General features: G+C 70.5%; 19 protein-coding genes. 2 read left to right on the plus strand and 17 right to left on the minus strand.

Going from position 1 to position 15,235, the window contains the following annotated elements; all coding sequences use genetic code 11:
- Positions 1-24: 24 nt before the first annotated feature.
- From argJ to infC, 8 genes are all read right to left on the minus strand, one after another.
- The gene (gene argJ / locus R3A49_03230; protein MEZ5169740.1) at positions 25-1,221 is read right to left on the minus strand and encodes a bifunctional glutamate N-acetyltransferase/amino-acid acetyltransferase ArgJ; all 1,197 of its coding nucleotides are present in this window, start codon (positions 1,219-1,221) and stop codon (positions 25-27) included.
- Positions 1,222-1,249: 28 nt separating this feature from the next.
- The gene (gene argC, locus R3A49_03235) at positions 1,250-2,287 is read right to left on the minus strand and encodes an N-acetyl-gamma-glutamyl-phosphate reductase (GenBank protein ID MEZ5169741.1); all 1,038 of its coding nucleotides are present in this window, start codon (positions 2,285-2,287) and stop codon (positions 1,250-1,252) included.
- Between the two features lie 70 nt (positions 2,288-2,357).
- On the minus strand, positions 2,358-4,751 hold the full coding sequence (pheT, locus tag R3A49_03240; GenBank protein ID MEZ5169742.1) for a phenylalanine--tRNA ligase subunit beta: 2,394 nt from the start codon (positions 4,749-4,751) through the stop codon (positions 2,358-2,360).
- A 15-nt stretch (positions 4,752-4,766) separates the two neighbouring features.
- Positions 4,767-5,798 (minus strand): phenylalanine--tRNA ligase subunit alpha, encoded by a 1,032-nt coding sequence (gene pheS / locus R3A49_03245; protein ID MEZ5169743.1) that lies wholly within the window; start codon positions 5,796-5,798, stop codon positions 4,767-4,769.
- Positions 5,795-6,598: an RNA methyltransferase gene (locus tag R3A49_03250; GenBank protein ID MEZ5169744.1), complete on the minus strand. Its 804-nt coding sequence runs from the start codon at positions 6,596-6,598 to the stop codon at positions 5,795-5,797. Before R3A49_03250 ends, pheS begins: the two co-directional genes overlap by 4 nt.
- A gap of 40 nt (positions 6,599-6,638) precedes the next feature.
- Complete coding sequence (gene rplT / locus R3A49_03255; protein MEZ5169745.1) at positions 6,639-7,001, minus strand: 50S ribosomal protein L20; 363 nt, start codon at positions 6,999-7,001, stop codon at positions 6,639-6,641.
- Positions 7,002-7,056: 55 nt separating this feature from the next.
- Entirely contained in the window at positions 7,057-7,251 is a 195-nt protein-coding gene (rpmI, locus tag R3A49_03260; GenBank protein MEZ5169746.1) for a 50S ribosomal protein L35, read from the minus strand.
- Positions 7,251-7,835 (minus strand): translation initiation factor IF-3, encoded by a 585-nt coding sequence (infC, locus tag R3A49_03265; GenBank protein MEZ5169747.1) that lies wholly within the window; start codon positions 7,833-7,835, stop codon positions 7,251-7,253. Before infC ends, rpmI begins: the two co-directional genes overlap by 1 nt.
- A 284-nt stretch (positions 7,836-8,119) precedes the next feature.
- Between infC and R3A49_03270 the strand changes: the two genes are divergently transcribed.
- Positions 8,120-8,560, plus strand: coding sequence for a hypothetical protein (locus R3A49_03270; protein MEZ5169748.1), 441 nt, complete (start codon positions 8,120-8,122; stop codon positions 8,558-8,560).
- A 20-nt stretch (positions 8,561-8,580) separates the two neighbouring features.
- Here R3A49_03270 and R3A49_03275 read toward each other — a convergent pair whose 3' ends face one another.
- From R3A49_03275 to R3A49_03285, 3 genes are read right to left on the minus strand one after another with little or no spacing between them, the layout of a single operon-like run.
- Entirely contained in the window at positions 8,581-9,141 is a 561-nt protein-coding gene (locus tag R3A49_03275) for a TIGR03086 family metal-binding protein (protein MEZ5169749.1), read from the minus strand.
- Positions 9,142-9,183: 42 nt separating this feature from the next.
- Positions 9,184-9,537, minus strand: a complete 354-nt coding sequence (locus R3A49_03280) for a nuclear transport factor 2 family protein (GenBank protein ID MEZ5169750.1) — start codon at positions 9,535-9,537, stop codon at positions 9,184-9,186.
- The gene (locus R3A49_03285; GenBank protein ID MEZ5169751.1) at positions 9,527-9,880 is read right to left on the minus strand and encodes a cupin domain-containing protein; all 354 of its coding nucleotides are present in this window, start codon (positions 9,878-9,880) and stop codon (positions 9,527-9,529) included. The genes R3A49_03280 and R3A49_03285 overlap by 11 nt, the downstream gene beginning before the upstream one ends.
- Positions 9,881-9,897: 17 nt before the next feature.
- Here R3A49_03285 and R3A49_03290 point away from each other — a divergent pair, with 17 nt between their 5' ends.
- Positions 9,898-10,551, plus strand: coding sequence for a TetR/AcrR family transcriptional regulator (locus tag R3A49_03290; GenBank protein MEZ5169752.1), 654 nt, complete (start codon positions 9,898-9,900; stop codon positions 10,549-10,551).
- Between the two features lie 59 nt (positions 10,552-10,610).
- On the opposite strand, the gene R3A49_03295 is transcribed toward R3A49_03290, so the two are convergent.
- The 6 genes from R3A49_03295 to ribD are packed head-to-tail and all read right to left on the minus strand — an operon-like array spanning position 10,611 to position 15,176.
- Positions 10,611-10,838 (minus strand): cold-shock protein, encoded by a 228-nt coding sequence (locus tag R3A49_03295; protein MEZ5169753.1) that lies wholly within the window; start codon positions 10,836-10,838, stop codon positions 10,611-10,613.
- Positions 10,835-11,716: an ATP phosphoribosyltransferase gene (gene hisG / locus R3A49_03300; protein ID MEZ5169754.1), complete on the minus strand. Its 882-nt coding sequence runs from the start codon at positions 11,714-11,716 to the stop codon at positions 10,835-10,837. Before hisG ends, R3A49_03295 begins: the two co-directional genes overlap by 4 nt.
- Positions 11,717-11,747: 31 nt before the next feature.
- Positions 11,748-12,218 (minus strand): 6,7-dimethyl-8-ribityllumazine synthase, encoded by a 471-nt coding sequence (ribH, locus tag R3A49_03305; GenBank protein MEZ5169755.1) that lies wholly within the window; start codon positions 12,216-12,218, stop codon positions 11,748-11,750.
- Entirely contained in the window at positions 12,219-13,445 is a 1,227-nt protein-coding gene (locus R3A49_03310) for a bifunctional 3,4-dihydroxy-2-butanone-4-phosphate synthase/GTP cyclohydrolase II (protein MEZ5169756.1), read from the minus strand.
- 1 nt (position 13,446) lies between these two features.
- Positions 13,447-14,052, minus strand: a complete 606-nt coding sequence (locus R3A49_03315; GenBank protein MEZ5169757.1) for a riboflavin synthase — start codon at positions 14,050-14,052, stop codon at positions 13,447-13,449.
- Positions 14,052-15,176 (minus strand): bifunctional diaminohydroxyphosphoribosylaminopyrimidine deaminase/5-amino-6-(5-phosphoribosylamino)uracil reductase RibD, encoded by a 1,125-nt coding sequence (gene ribD / locus R3A49_03320; GenBank protein ID MEZ5169758.1) that lies wholly within the window; start codon positions 15,174-15,176, stop codon positions 14,052-14,054. The genes R3A49_03315 and ribD overlap by 1 nt, the downstream gene beginning before the upstream one ends.
- Positions 15,177-15,235: the final 59 nt, after the last annotated feature.

Consider the following 15,235-nt stretch of genomic DNA (forward strand, 5'->3'; position numbering starts at 1 on the left):
CCTGGTCCTCCGCCCCCGTCGCGCTCACGACTTCCCCATGTTCTCGTCGACGTAGGCGTGCGAGAGGTCCGTCGTGAGCACGGTCGCCGTACCGCTGCCATGGTGGAGGTCGCAATCGATCTCGATCTCGGCGGCCGACATGACGGCGTCGACGGCTGCCTCGTCGTGCACGGCGGCGACGCCGTCGCGACACACCGTGATCCCACCGTAGGAGATGTCGACGGCCTCGGGATCGAGATCGGCGCCGCTCACGCCGAGCTCCGAGAGCACCCGCCCCCAGTAGGCGTTCTCCCCGTACCACGAGCACTTCACGAGCTGGCTCTCGGCGACCTGACGCGCGGCGCGCAGCGCCTGCCCGTCATCGCTCGCACCGGTGACGGTCACGTGGACGACCTTGGTGGCCCCCTCGGCGTCGCGGGCCATCTGCTCCGCCAGGGAGCTGCACACGGCTTCCACAGCGCCGGCGAGGGCACGTCCGTCCGCGGACCCGGCCGTGATCTCCCCACCTCCCGCGTCACCGGACGCCAGGACCAGGACGGTGTCGTTGGTGGACTGTGCTCCGTCGACGGTCATTCTGTCGAACGTCACGTCGACGGCACCGGCGAGCATCGCCTGGAGATCGCCGGGCCCGACGACAGCGTCGGTCGTCAGCACGGCGAGCATCGTGGCGTGCGCCGGTGCGAGCATCCCGGCTCCCTTCGCCATCCCGCCCACCGTGACGGCACGACCGCCGATCTGCACGCCGGCCACGGCCTCCTTGCTCACCGTGTCGGTGGTAAGGATCGCACCGGCCGCCACAGCACCCGCCTCCGGCGTGTCGTCGAGCGCGGCCGTCAGGCCGGGAACGGCACGGACGACCACATCGGCCGGGAACGGGATACCGATGAGCCCGGTCGAGCACACGAGAACGTCGGTGGGGTCGACTCCGATCGAATCTGCCACGGCGTCGGCTGTGGCGAGGGCAGCGGTGCGGCCGGCTGCCCCGGTCGCCGCGTTGGCGTTTCCCGAGTTGAGAACGACCGCGGCGGCGTGCGGGTCGTCGAGATGCCCGCGGCTGACCACGACCGGTGCCGCCGCCACCCTGTTCGTGGTGAACACACCCGCAGCGGGCACGGCACGACCGGCGGTCGTGGCCACGAGCGCCAGGTCGGGGGCCCCGCCACCCTTGAGGCCGCACGCCGTCCCGGCGGCCACGAAGCCCTTCGGGGCCGTCACGCTCACGACGTGGCCCCCGGACCGTGGAGGCCCGTCACGGTGCCGCCCCGAGCGCGCTGAGGCCGGTGGCTTCCTCCAAACCGAGGAGCAGGTTGGCGCACTGGAGGGCCTGCCCGGCTGCGCCCTTGACGAGATTGTCCTCGGCGGCCACGACCAGGATCGTGTCTGTGCGCGCGTCGGCACGCGCTGTGATGTGGACGGCGTTGGAGAGCAGCGTCGCCTTCGTGGACGGGGGCTCATCGACCACCTGCACGAAGCGCTCCCCGGCGTAGAAGGAGCGGAACAGGGCGAGGAGCTCCCCGGTCGTGGGGAGTGCACCGGACGGTTGGGCGTAGCAGGTGGCGAGAATCCCCCGCGGCATGGGCGCAAGGTGCGGTGTGAAGAGCACCGTGACGTCGCCACCGGCCACACGCCCGAGTGCGTACTCCATCTCGCCGGTGTGACGGTGCCCCACGAGGCCGTAGGCCGACATGCTGTCGGCGGCCTCGCTGTAGAGGCTCGGAGCGGAGAGGCCCCGGCCGCGACCGGAGACGCCCGAGGCGGCGTCGACAACGATCCGTTCGCTCTCGACCGTCGCGGCCTCGACGAGCGGCGCGAGCGCGAGGGCGGCCGCCGTCGGGTAGCAGCCCGGAACCGCGACGTGTGTGCCGGCGGCCACCTCGTCGCGGAAGAGCTCCGGCAGCCCGTAGGAGAAGTCGTCGAGGAGCTCGGGTGTGCCGTGCGGCGACCCGTACCATTGCGCGTAGTCGGCGGCCGGCGTGCGGTAGTCGGCCCCGAGATCGACGATGTGCCCGACGGTCCCCATGAGCGACGGGACGATCTCCTGCGACGCGCCGTGGGGAAGCGCCAGGAACACCACGTCGAGACCAGCCAGGGACGCAGGGTCGGCCGCCTCGAAGACGGTGTCGGGGTACGCCCCGCGAAGCCCCGGGTGCAGGTCGGCCACCGCCTGGCCGACGTTGGAGGACGCGGTGGTGACGGTGGCCTCGAGGGCGGGGTGGCCCGCCACGAGGCGCAGTAGCTCCCCGCCCGTGTAGCCGGAGCCGCCCACGACGGCTGTCCTGTACGCCATCGGGACATCCTATTCACGCGCGTGCATAGCTGCAAGTCCACGCTTCCCGTACGTCCACGCTGCCACTGGATCAGGCGCGAAGCGTCGCTCCGTGTGCTGTCTCCACGGCCTCGATGAGCCGTGCCCGGGCCTCACCCACCTCGGCGTCGGTGAGGGTGCGGTCGTCGGCCCGGAGGGCGACGGCGTAGGCCAGGCTGCGGCGACCCTCCCCCAGCTCGTCGCCGGTGTACTCGTCGAAGCAGCGGACCGATTCCACCAGGTCGTCGGCGCCGTGCATCGTGCGGGCGAGCGCGGCCGCGGGAACATCGGACGCCACGACGAAGGCCAGATCGATCGACGACATCGGGAAGCGCGAGGGCCGGTGGAGCGTACGGGAGCGCCGCGACGCAGCGAGAACGGCGTCGAGGTCGGCCTCGAACGCCACGGCGACGCCGGAGAGCGAGAAGGCCTCGATGACGGGCGCTGCGACCTCTCCGAGCGACCCGACCGGCGTCCCGTCGAGAACGATGTACGCCGAACGGCCGGGACGGAGGCCCGGTGAGTCACCCGGCTCCAGGCGGTGATCGGACAGTGCCAAGGCCTCGAGCACGGCGCTCCACACGTCGACGATGTCGTAGACGTCGACGTCACGGGTCGGTGTGTGCGGGCCGGGACGCCGGGATCCGACGAGGAGCCCGGCAACGGCGTCGCGCTCGTCGGGAAGCACCTGCCCCTCGGGGGGCGGCCCGAACACCCGGCCCGTCTCGAACAACGACACGTCGGGAAGCTGACGCCCGCCGTTGAGCCGCGCCACGGCCAGAAGGCCGGGAAGCAGGCGCGGTCGGAGCAGCGACTCCTCGGCCCGCAGCGGGTTCTCCACCTCGACCCCCTCGGGCGGGAGGCCGGCCGCTTCCAGGTCGGAGGGTGCCAGGAAGCTGAGCGTGACGGCCTCGTCGCAGCCGGCACCCGCCAGGGCGTCGGCGACGAGACGCCTGTCGCGCTGGTCGGGGCTCAGACCACCCGCGTGGCCGGGCGACACGGGGGTCGTGCGCTCGATGGCGTTGTAGCCGATGCGGCGCGCCACCTCCTCGATGATGTCGATCTCACGGCCGAGATCGGGGCGGAACGTGGGCGGGCGTACGTCGAGATCCGTCGGGTCGTCGCCGCTGACATCGGCACTGATCCCGAGGGGTTCGAGCAACGTCGCGATCTCCCCGGCGCTTCGCTCGATCCCGAGGAGATCGGAGACCCTCGGCGCCCGCACGCGGATGCGGGGGCGCTCGGCGGGGACCGGATAGTGGTCGACGGGGTCGGGGACCGGGTGGGCGCCGGCCACCTCCGCCAACAGCTCGGCCGCGCGGTCGGAGCCTCTCAGGACTCCATCGGGATCGACGCCGCGCTCGAAGCGGGCGCTGGCCTCGGAGCGGAGCCCGAGGCGGTGCGAGGTCCGGGCGATCCCGCTCGCCTCGAAGTGGGCCGCCTCCAGCAGGATCCGCATCGTCGAATCGGAGACCTCCGTGGCACCCCCGCCCATCACCCCGGCCACCGCCTGACCCACACGGTCGGCGTCGCACACGAGCAGGTCCTCGTCGGTCAGTGTGCGCTCGACGCCGTCGAGGGTCGTCAGGGCCTCACCGGGCTCGGCGCAGCGCACCACGATTCCGGGACCCGCCAGGAGATCGAGGTCGAAGGCGTGGAGCGGCTGGCCGCGCTCGAGCATGGCGTAGTTGGTGACGTCGACGATGTTCGAGATCGGGCGCATGCCCGCCAGTCGGAGACGCTGCGCCATCCACGCGGGTGAGGGCCCGGGACCGACCTCGATGACGCGTGCGGTGAACCGTGTGCAGCGCTCCGGCTCCTCGACGGTGACCGAGACCTCCGTGGCACCCGGGTCGCCCGATGTCGGCACGTCGGGAGTGGGCAGGGAGAACTCGGCACCCGTGTGGGCGGCGAGATCACGCGCCACGCCGACGACACACATGGCGTCGGCCCGGTTGGGGGTGACGTCGACGTCGAAGACGACATCGTCGAGACCGAGCGCCTCGACGGCGTCGACACCCGGCGGCGTGTCCGTGCCGAGGTGGAGGATGCCGGAGTGGTCGTCGCCGATGCCGAGCTCGGAAGCGGAGCACAGCATCCCCTCGGAGACCTCGCCGCGGATCGTTCGGCGCTCCAACGCGACACCACCGGGAAGCACGGCGCCCACGGGCGCGTAGGGCACGACGTCGCCCGATGCCAGGTTCTTCGCGCCGCAGACGACACGAACCGTCGCGCCGCCGCGGTCGACGTCGACGAGGGTGAGCCGGTCGGCGTTGGGGTGGTCGACGACGTCGAGCACCGTGGCCGTGACCACGCCCGTGATGTCGTTCCCGGGTTGCTCGAGTGCGTCGACGACGAGGCCGAGGTCGTCGAGCGCTGCGGCGATGTCGGCGGGTGCACCGGGGATGTCGGCGAACTCGCGGAGCCAGGACAGGGGGACGCGCATCAGGACTGCTCCGTCTCAGAACTGGGCCAGGAATCGGACGTCGTTCTCGAAGAACGTCTTCACGTGGTCGATGCCGAAGCGCATCTGCGCCATGCGCTCGAGCCCGAACCCGAAGGCGAAGCCCGTGTAGACCTCCGGGTCGTAGCCCACGGCCCCGAACACGGCGGGGTCGACCATCCCGCACCCGCCGAGTTCGATCCAACCGGTGCCCGAGCACACGCCGCAGCCGTCACCGTCGCAGAAGATGCACGTGACCTCGAACTCGGCCGACGGCTCCGTGAACGGGAAGAACGACGGTCGGAGGCGGGCTGTGTGGCCCTCACCGAACAGCGCCCGCGTGAAGGTCTCGATCGTGCCGGCCAGGTCGCCGAACGTGATACCCCGGTCGACGACCAGGCCCTCGATCTGGTGGAAAACGGGTGAGTGCCGGGCGTCGAGGGTGTCACGCCGGAACGTGCGCCCGGGCATGACCGAGTAGATCGGCGGCTCGGTGGACTCCATGACCCGGATCTGCACCGGCGACGTGTGGGTCCGCAGCAGCACCTGGTCGGGTGCGCCGAGCCGGACGTAGAGCGTGTCGAACATGGACCGCGCGGGGTGCGCCGGTGGCATGTTGAGCGCCTCGAAGTTATACCAGTCGGTTTCGACCTCGGGGCCCTCGGCGACCGTGTAGCCGAGGCCGACGAAGATGTCTTCGAGCTCACGGCGTACCTGTGTGATCAGGTGGAGGTGGCCACGCCGTGCACCGTGGCCGCCCAGCGTGAGATCGAGGGCCGACACCGGGCCGGTGTCGGTGGCCGCGCGGGCCTCCGCCGTGGCGAGTAGCCGCTCGGCCTCGGCGCGATAGTCGCCCAGGGCCTTGCCGGCCCGCGGGCGCTCGTCGGGCTCGAGCGTCTTGATGGACTCGCGGGCGCGCGCGGCCGGTGAGCGCTTGCCCAGGAAGTGACGCCGCAGGTCCGCGACAGTGTCGAGGTCGGCGCCGTCCGCCCGGGCCGCGAGGTCGCGCAGCGCGCCGTCGAGGAGGTCGGTGAGGTCGGCGACGCTCACGCCGGGTCGTCCGTGACCGTGCGTCGGCTGCGTACCGTGGTGTAGAGGAGCACCGACGCCGCGACCCCCACGTTCAGCGACTCGCTCGGGGAGGCCATCGGGATGGAGACCGTCGCCTCGGCACGGCCCACGACATCGGTGGCGAGACCGTGGGCCTCGCTGCCCACCACCCACGCCACGGGCTCGCGCAGCGGCAGGTCCTCGGGAGCGGCTCCGCCGTGGCTCACGGCGGCGAGGCGTCGCAGACCGGCGTGTCCGACCGCCTCGAGTGTCTGCATGGGATCGTCTTCCTCCACCACGGGGACACCGAAGCATGCCCCAGCGGAGGCACGTGTCACCTTGGGATTTCTCACGTCGACCGAGGTCCCGCAGAACACTACCGCCGAAGCGGCGAACGCTTCGGCACTGCGGATCAGGGTTCCTGCGTTGCCCGGGTCGGACACATCGACCGCGACGAGGACGAGCGTCGCGCCGGAGAGAGCCGGGCGCAGGGCCGTGATCGTGAAGTCCGCGACACCGATGATCCCCGGGCTCGTGACGACGTCGCGGACGCGGTCGAGGACGCCGCGCTCGACGGGGTGGATGTGTGAACCGGCTGTCGCAGCGCGCTCGAGCACGTCGGTGTAGCGAGTGCGCTCCTCGACGTCGGCGTAGACGTCGCGAACCGTTGCACCCCGCTGGAGGGCGGCGTCGAGAACGCGTGCCCCCTCGAGGACGACGACCGAGCGGGAACGTCGCTCGTCGGAGCTCCGCGTGAGGCGCCGCAGGCGACGGATCTCCGCACTCCGGGCGGTGAGCACCGGGAAGACCCCCGAGCCGACGAGGAGGACGCCGCCGGCCTCAGGCCGCTTCGAGGGCCTCGCGCGCGATGTCGACGAGGGCCCCGAAGGTTTCGTCGTCGTGGACCGCCACGTCGGCCAGGATCTTGCGGTCGACGTCGACATCGGCCTTCTTCAGGCCGGCGATGAACCGTGAGTACGACATGTCGTGACTGCGACAGGCCGCGTTGATGCGCACGATCCACAGGCGGCGGAACTCGCCCTTGCGCGCCCGGCGGTCGCGGTAGGCGTAGCGCAGCGAGTGGAGCACCTGCTCGTTGGCCTTGCGGTAGCTGCGCGAACGCGCGCCCGTGTAGCCCTTCGCCTGGTCGAGGACCTTGCTGCGGTGCCGTTTCGAGGGCACGGCCCGTTTCGTTCTGGCCATGACGGTGTCTCCTGGGTGTGGGTGGCGTGGCGGACGGGGACCGCCCGGGGCCTGTTCAGCGTCCGAGCAGGCGCTGTGCGTGCTTGCGGTCGCCGCCGGTGAGCTCGGCGGGACGGCCGAGACGGCGCTTGCGACGGCTCGACTTGTGCTTGAGAAGGTGCGCCCGGTTGGGCTTGCGGCGCCGGATCTTCCCCGAGCCCGTGACCTGGTAGCGCTTGGCCGCGCCACGGTGTGTCTTCATTTTCGGCATCAGCCGACTCCTGTGTCACCCGAAGAAGGGGCCTGGGCGGCAGGCTCCGGGCTCTTCTTCGTCTGCTTCGGTTTCTTGTGCGGGTTGAGAACCATCGTCATGTTCCGCCCGTCCTGCTTGGGTGCCTGGTCGACCGCGGCGATCTCGTCGACCTCCTCGGCGATGCGGTTGAGTATCCGCAGTCCGAGCTCGGGATGCGCCTGTTCGCGGCCACGGAACATGATCGTGACCTTGACCTTGGATCCCTCCTTCAGGAAGCGCTCCACGTGGCGCATCTTCGTGTCGTAGTCGCCACCGCTGATCTTGGGCCGGAACTTCATCTCCTTGACGACGACGTTGCTGGCCTTCTTGCGCGATTCCTTGCGCCGCTGGTCCTGCTCGTACTTGAACTTGCCGAAGTCCATGATCCGGCACACGGGCGGGTCGGCGTCGGGGGCCACCTCCACGAGGTCGAGCCCCGTGTCGATGGCGATCGTGAGGGCCTCGGGCAGCGGGCGGATTCCCAGCTGCTCCCCGTCGGCAGCCACCAGGCGGACCTGGCGCGCGCGGATGCGGTCGTTGATCCTGGCGTCGGTGGAAGCTATGTCGTCACCTCGTGTTCGGCGGGCTGTCTCGTGCGGGAACCCGTCGCCCGACGCGTCGGCGGCGGACGCGTGGCACGCCCGCCGCAGATCGGCACCGGCGCTCCCCCTCCGCCTCTCGACGACGGTGGGGCACGCCGTGTGCCGGGTAGGTGACGGACCCGCCGCGCACGCCTCCGACTCGGGCGGCGGCCGGGTGGGAGAACCGGCCCGCGGCTAGGGTGCCGGGGCGGTCTCCACTTCCCTGATGTGTTGTCAACACGTGTTCGAGCAGTGAGGATACCAGCGTGAGCAGTCTCTGGACGCCTTCGGGCGAGCATCAGCCATCACAGGGGGACGCACAGCCCGCCGGGGCTCCCGGCGCGCCGGATGCGGCACCGCAGGGCGCACCCGGGGCTCCCGGGCCGGGCGCCGACGACGACCCCCAGATCGCCGAGGCCGAGGAGCAGCTGCGGAAGCTCCGCGAGGAGCTGTCGCAGACACCCGTCGAGGACATCATCGTCCGGCACGCCATCGGCCTGGCACAGCTGGCGATGCTGCACTGCGACCCCGAGGCCACCGGAGAGCGCGATCTGGAATCGGCTCGGATCGCCATCGACGCCGTGGCCGCCCTCGTGGGCCTCGGCCCGGATCTCGGCGAGCACGAAAACGACCTTCGCGACGTCCTCGCCCAGATCCAGACCGCCTACGTCGACGTGTCCGGCGGGTCCGGAGGCGACGCCGGCTAGAAACGCCGTTCCTGTTCGGCCTACCCGGACGCCTCGGGATCCCGTCCGAGCACCACGAGGAGGCGCGCCTGCGGATCTTCCGGTAGCCGACCATCGGGCTCGGGTCCGAACATTCCACTCGCGCGAAGGATCTCGATCTGCGGCTGGATGACCTCGGCACACGCCGCAACGAGATCGGCTTCGAGGACCGCGGGCTGACCCGTCGCCACGGCGACGTCCCATCCGTGGACGAGGACATCGATGAGACGGTGGCCGGCGTACACGGACCCGGGAACCGGACCGTACGACACCGCGCACGGCGCGTCGAGCGCCCCGGGCGCCTCGAACGCCGCCGCTGCGACCTCGGCCGATGCGTCGAAGGCGCCGACCGCGTCCACGCCGAGTTGGTCGCCGTCGAAGCGGTCCCCGACGGCCTCGATCGTCGAGCCGCTGGCTAGTTCGGCCGCCCACAGATTCCCCACGACGACGTGGTTCACGAGATCGCGCACGTCCCAGTCCGCGCAGGGTGTCGACGAGCCCCACTGTTCTGGTGTGATTCCTGCGACGAACTCCCGAGTCGCCCCGAGAGCGCGCCGGTGCACGGACGCAATGTCGATAGTTGTCGCTGCGCCATCCACGATGTGTCACCCCTTGACATACGAGAGCTTCTCGGCGACCGCGCCGTCCCGCACCCGGAACAGGTCGACACCCCTGACGTGCCCATCGTCCCATGAGTACCGCCACCGCTGTACGACGCGGTCTCCCGTCGCGAACGTCTCCTCGATGTCGAAGCGGCTCACTGGGTCCCCGAAGATCGGAACCCACGCATCGCGCAGCTCAGCCCGTCCGGTGTGGCACGCCCCGTCGGGCGCCGGACCCGTGGCCTCGAAGACGCAGTCGGCGGTGCAGCGGACAAGCGCCGCGTCGAGATCCTTCGCTGCCCACGCGGCACCGAAGGTCTCGACGACCGCGACGGGTCCACGCAGGTCACCGTGCATAGTTGCTCGCGCCGAACCAGTCAATGACAACGACCGGGTCGTCGCCGACCACCCACGCATCGTGCCCGCTCGGAAGCGACGTCACGTCACCCGGGCCGGCCTCGATCTCGGTACCGTCATCCATCTGGACGGCGAGCCGGCCGCTCACGTGGTACTGGAAGTGCGGTGCCTCACAGCTCTCGGTCCCGGCGATCGGCTTCACGTGGTCGGACCAGCGCCATCCGGGCTCGAACACGAGCCGGCCGACCTCGCCGCCGCACACTTTGAGTATCTCGGCACGCCCCTGCGGGAACTCCCGGACGTCATCGGCGTCATCGAAGCTGCGGTGTTCAGTCTGTTGCATTGCTCCACCCCCTGTTCATGCGTACTATCTTACTAGTAAGTCAGTCTGTCAAGGGCTCCGTGGAGGTTTTCGTGCGTGACGGCGCGGCAGCAGACGTCGACACAGCGACGCAGATCCTCGACGTCGCCGAGCGTCTCGTGCAGACACGCGGCTACAACGGCTTCAGCTACGCCGACGTCGCCGCCGAGGTCGGTGTGACGAAAGCCGCTCTCCACTACCACTTCGCAACAAAGGCGAAGCTCGGTAAGGCGTTGGTCGACCGCTACGCGGAGACGTTTGGCGCAGCCCTCACTGCAGCTGAGCGCACGCGTACCGACGCCGCCGCACAGCTGGCCGCCTACGTCCTGCTCTACGTGGAAGTGGTCCGCGGCCAACGCATGTGCCTCTGTGGGATGCTCGCCGCCGAGTACCCGACGCTCCCCGAACCGATGCAACGTGCCGTCGTACATTTCTTCGATGACAACGAACGCTGGCTCGCTGCCACCCTAGGTCGAGGGCGGCAGGAGGGATCGCTCACCTTCGACGGGCGGGCCGAGGAGGTGGCCCGCACGGTGGTCACCGAACTCCAAGGATCCATGCTCATCGCACGCCTTCAAGACGATGCTTCGCGCTTCGAGGACGACGCCGAACGCATTGTCGACGCGCTTCGCCCTTCCCGTCGGCGGGGGTAGCCATCCATCGAGAGGGTCGACCGATGCGTCCGTGAGGCCACCCGCGCCCTCTGCGCGCGTCACCGACGCATCAGGGGGCGGAGAGTGGTCGCCTCGACACGACCGAGGTGACCGGGCACCACGTTGAAGAGAACGCGTGTTCCGCCGGCGATCGTGCGTGAGCCCTCGATGGCGGTGCAGTGGAAGTCGTAGCGGGTCCCGGTGCGGTCCTCGACCACACCCAGGCCGCGGTGCCCGTCGAAGGTCACGACCGTGCCCTGTTCGGCCGCGTGGTGGGTTGGCGTCAATGCACGATCTTGGAGATCGGGAGCTCGATGATGCCCGAGGCGCCTGCTTCGCTCAGTGCAGGAATCAGGGTGTTGATCGTCGCCTTCGGGACGACCGACTCCACGGCGAACGCATCGCCGCCGGCGAGCTCGTTCACCGTCGGGGCACGCAGCGCGGGCAGCAGACCGGTGACCTCGTCCAGGTCGGCCCGGTCGACGTTCAGCTTCACCAGGACCCGCCCGCGTGCCTCGAGGGTTCCGGTGAGGAGCGTCTCGATCTGCTCCATGGCACGTCGGCGCTCGGGATCCGCGTGGGCCTCCGGGTTGGCGATCAGCTCCGTGTACGACACGAGCACATCGTCGATGACGCGCAGTCCTGCCGCCCGCAGCGCCCGGCCGGTCTCGGTGATCTCGACGACGGCGTCGGCGATCTCGGGCACCTTCGCCTCGGTGGCGCCGTATGACAACGTGACGTCGGCCTCGATCCCCTGTCTCTCGAAGTAGCGGCGGGTGAGGCCGGGGTACTCGGTGTGGACCCGCACACCGTCAGCGAGATCGCCCGGCGACGTGACCGTCGACTCGTCCGCCACGGCGAGCACGACGCGGATGGGCCGGGCGGTCGCCTTGGAGTAGTGGAGCTCGGTGATGGTCGTGACCTCCGCGCCTGTCTCCTCGACCCAGTCGCGCCCCGTGATACCGAGGTCGAACAGGCCGTCGGCGACGTAGCGCGGGATCTCCTGGGGTCGGAGGATGCGCACCTCGGAGATCCGCGGATCGTCGATGGTCGCCCGGTAGTCGACGTCGCTGGAGCGTCGGACGGCCAGGTCGGCGTCCTCGAACACGGTGAACGTGGCCTTCTCCAGGGATCCCTTCGGCAGGACCAGCCGGAGCTTGCTCATGTCGTCTCCCTCTCCGTGGGTGCGGCGGCGATCACAGGCCCGCCAGCAGGTCGGTCATCTCGAGGGCCGTCACGGCCGCCTCCTCGCCCTTGTTGCCCTCGGCGCCGCCGGCGCGGGCCAGCGCCTGCTCCTCATCGTCGGTCGTGAGGACACCGAGGATCACGGGAGTGTCGGTCTCGAGGCCCGCGGTCATCACTCCCTGGGCCGTGGCGCCGGCGACGTAGTCGAAGTGTGGTGTTCCGCCCCGGATGACCGCGCCGACGCACACGACGGCATCGAAGCGGTCCGAGGACGCGCAGCGCCGGGCGACGAGAGGGAGTTCGAAGGCACCGGGAACCCAGAGCACCTCGACGTGGTCGTCGGCGACGCCGTGCTCGGACAAGGCAGCCAGGGCCCCGTCGAGGAGCTTCTCGGTGATGTGCCGGTTGAAGCGGCTGGCCACGACGGCGAAGCGGGCGTCGCCGGCCACGAGACGACCCTCGTGCTGCGCGTACGTTCCCACTCAGCTCCCTCCGTGGCCCTCGTCCTCGATCTCGAGGAGGTGCCCCATCTTCTGCTGCTTCGTGCGGAGATAGGCGATGTTCTCGTCGTTGGGCTCCGCCGCCAGCGGGACCCGCTCCACGATCTCGAGACCGTAGCCGTCGATGCCGCCGTACTTGGACGGATTGTTGGTCATGAGGCGCATCGTGGTGACACCGAGATCGACCAGGATCTGGGCACCGATGCCGTACTCGCGCGAGTCGACGGGAAAGCCGAGCTCGATGTTGGCCTCGACCGTGTCGCGGCCCTCGTCCTGGAGTGAGTAGGCGCGCAGCTTGTGCCCGAGCCCGATCCCGCGGCCCTCGTGCCCCCGAAGGTACACGACGATCCCCTGGCCCTCGGCGGCGATCTGCGCCATGGCGAGGTCGAGTTGGTAGCCACAGTCGCAGCGCATCGAACCGAACACGTCGCCCGTGAGGCACTCGGAGTGGACCCGGACGAGGATGTTCGGCTTCCCCGCGACATCACCGCGCACGAACGCCATGTGCTCTGCGCCGTCGAGCAGTGACTCGAACACGTAGGCGGTGAAGTCGCCGTGGCGGGTGGGGATCCGGGCCTCGCTCACGCGCCGCACGAGCTTCTCCTGCCGGCGCCTGTAGCGGATCAGGTCGGCGATGGAGATCAGGATGAGGCCGTAGCGGGATGCGAAGGCCTCCAGTTGGTCCAGTCGCGACATGGTGCCGTCGTCGTTCACGACCTCGGAGAGAACGCCGGCCGGCTCCATCCCGGCCAGGCGCGCCAGGTCGACGGCGGCCTCGGTGTGACCCGCTCGCTTCAACACACCTCCCTCGCGGTAGCGCAACGGGAAGATGTGACCGGGCCGGGCCAGGTCCTCGGGCCGGGTCGAGTGGTCGATGAGCGCGCGGATCGTCGTGCAGCGGTCGGCCGCGGAGATCCCGGTGGTCGTTCCCTGCTTGGCGTCGACCGAGACGGTGAACGCCGTACGCTGCCCCTCGGTGTTGTCGGCGACCATCTGGGGTAGCCGCAGCTGATCGAGTCGGTCCGCCGTCGTCGACATGCACACGACGCCGCTGGTGTGCCGGACCATGAACCCGAGCGCCTCGGGCGTCACACTCTCGGCCGCCATGATGAGATCGCCCTCGTTCTCACGGTCGGCGTCGTCGACGACGATCACCATCTCGCCGCGAGCGATGGCGGCGATGGCCTCTTCGATGTGCCGGAATCCCATGTCAGCTCTCCGATCGGTCGAGCAGGCGCTCGACGTACTTGGCCAGGACATCGACTTCGATGTTCACTGTGTCACCCTCGTTGCGCCCACCGAGGGTCGTCACCGCGGCCGTGTGCGGGATGACGGCCACGCCGAAGGCCTCCGGAGGGCCCGCCACGCCGGTGACCGTGAGGCTCACACCGTCGACGGCGATCGACCCCTTCGTGACGATGTAGCGGGACAGGCCGTCGGGAACCTCCACGGTGAGGTGTGTCGAACCGTCGGGCAGCGATGTTCGCTCGGCCACGGTTCCGACACCGTCGACGTGGCCTGACACGACGTGCCCGTCGAGGAGGCCGTCGGCACGGACCGGGCGCTCGAGGTTCACGCGGTCCCCCGGCACCAGTCTCCCGAGTGTCGTGCGGTCGAGCGTCTCGATGACGGCCTGGGCGGCCCAGGTGTCGCCGTCACACGAAGTCACGGTCAGACAGCAGCCGTTGACCGCCACCGAGGCGCCGTCATCGAGATCCCTCGCCGTCTCCGGTGAGCCGATGCGTAGCAGCGAACCACCCGAAGCGGGGGCTACGTCGACGACGGTGCCCATCTCCTGGACGATCCCGGTGAACATCAGGTCACCACGTCGAAGTCGAGGCGCAGGTCGCCACCCAGGCGCCGCACACCCGTGGGTATGAGCCGCGGAGCATCCCCGAGACCATCGGGTCCACGACCACCGAGCATGGGAACAGCATCGCGCCCGAGCAGAACGGGAGCCACGTAGACGACGACACGGTCGACACACCCTGCCCGCAGAAAACCCCCGAAGACCTCCGGGCCGCCTTCGAGCAGCACCTGGAGCACACCGCGTGCCGCGAGCGTCTCCAGAACGGTGCGCGCATCGACGCCGTCGCCGCCGGGCGCAACGTCGAGGATCTCGACCTCGGCGCCCGCGGATCGCCACCCGTCCACGACGGCTCCGGGTGTTCCCGCTGTGGTGAAGACGAGGGTGGGAGCATCATCGACGTCGAACAGCGGCCCGCCGGCCGGGACACGGCCGCGGCCGTCGAGCAGGACACGCAGTGGCGGTGTGGCCGGTACTGCTCCGTGGCGAACGGTCAGCGCAGGGCTGTCGGCGAGCGCCGTGCCCGAGCCGACCATCACGGCCTGGGACTCGGCACGGAGCCGGTGCCCGTCGGCACGTGCGCGCTCCCCCGTCACCCACCGGGAGGAACCGTCGGCCCCGGCGACCCGGCCGTCGAGGCTCTGGGCGACCTTGGCGACGGCGAACGAGCGCCCGGCCCGCCGGTGCGTCAGGTAGGGGGCGAGGGATCGTGCGGCGTCGTCGGCTCCCGCACCCACGTCGACGTCGACACCGGCGGCGCGGAGGCGGGCGATGCCCCGGCCCGCGACGTGGGGGTCGGGGTCCTCGAGCGCCACGACCACCCGGGAGACGCCGGCGTCGACGAGGAGATCGGCGCACGGTGGGGTCCGCCCGTGGTGGGAGCACGGTTCGAGCGTGACGACGGCGGTCGCCCCCCGTGCGTCGTCGCCGGCCTCGGCCACGGCGGCCACCTCGGCGTGGGGGCCTCCCGGTGCCGCCGTGCTTCCCTCCCCGACGGCCCGGCCCCCACGCAGGAGGACGCACCCCACCCAGGGGTTGGGCGGCGACACGGCTCGGGCGGACTCACCGAGGGCGACGGCCCGGGCGATCGCCTCCGACAGGGACGTGTCCCGGAAGGGCGGTGCAGGTGCCACGGTCGGGGCCTCCGGCCCGCGGGCCACTCCGGCGGGCCCGCCTCCTCGACGACACCAGA

The organism is Acidimicrobiia bacterium (assembly GCA_041394025.1).
Classification (GTDB): domain Bacteria; phylum Actinomycetota; class Acidimicrobiia; order IMCC26256; family JAOSJL01; genus JAOSJL01.

Bases quoted from the DNA above. Each gene is read 5' to 3' on its own strand.
- argC (MEZ5169741.1), bottom strand. From the start codon at position 2,287: ATGGCGTACAGGACAGCCGTCGTGGGCGGCTCCGGCTACACGGGCGGG.
- pheT (MEZ5169742.1), bottom strand. From the start codon at position 4,751: ATGCGCGTCCCCCTGTCCTGGCTCCGCGAGTTCGCCGACATCCCCGGT.
- rplT (MEZ5169745.1), bottom strand. From the start codon at position 7,001: ATGGCCAGAACGAAACGGGCCGTGCCCTCGAAACGGCACCGCAGCAAG.
- rpmI (MEZ5169746.1), bottom strand. From the start codon at position 7,251: ATGCCGAAAATGAAGACACACCGTGGCGCGGCCAAGCGCTACCAGGTC.
- R3A49_03280 (MEZ5169750.1), bottom strand. From the start codon at position 9,537: ATGCACGGTGACCTGCGTGGACCCGTCGCGGTCGTCGAGACCTTCGGT.
- R3A49_03285 (MEZ5169751.1), bottom strand. From the start codon at position 9,880: ATGCAACAGACTGAACACCGCAGCTTCGATGACGCCGATGACGTCCGG.
- R3A49_03290 (MEZ5169752.1), top strand. From the start codon at position 9,898: ATGCGTACTATCTTACTAGTAAGTCAGTCTGTCAAGGGCTCCGTGGAG.
- hisG (MEZ5169754.1), bottom strand. From the start codon at position 11,716: ATGAGCAAGCTCCGGCTGGTCCTGCCGAAGGGATCCCTGGAGAAGGCC.
- R3A49_03310 (MEZ5169756.1), bottom strand. From the start codon at position 13,445: ATGGGATTCCGGCACATCGAAGAGGCCATCGCCGCCATCGCTCGCGGC.
- R3A49_03315 (MEZ5169757.1), bottom strand. From the start codon at position 14,052: ATGTTCACCGGGATCGTCCAGGAGATGGGCACCGTCGTCGACGTAGCC.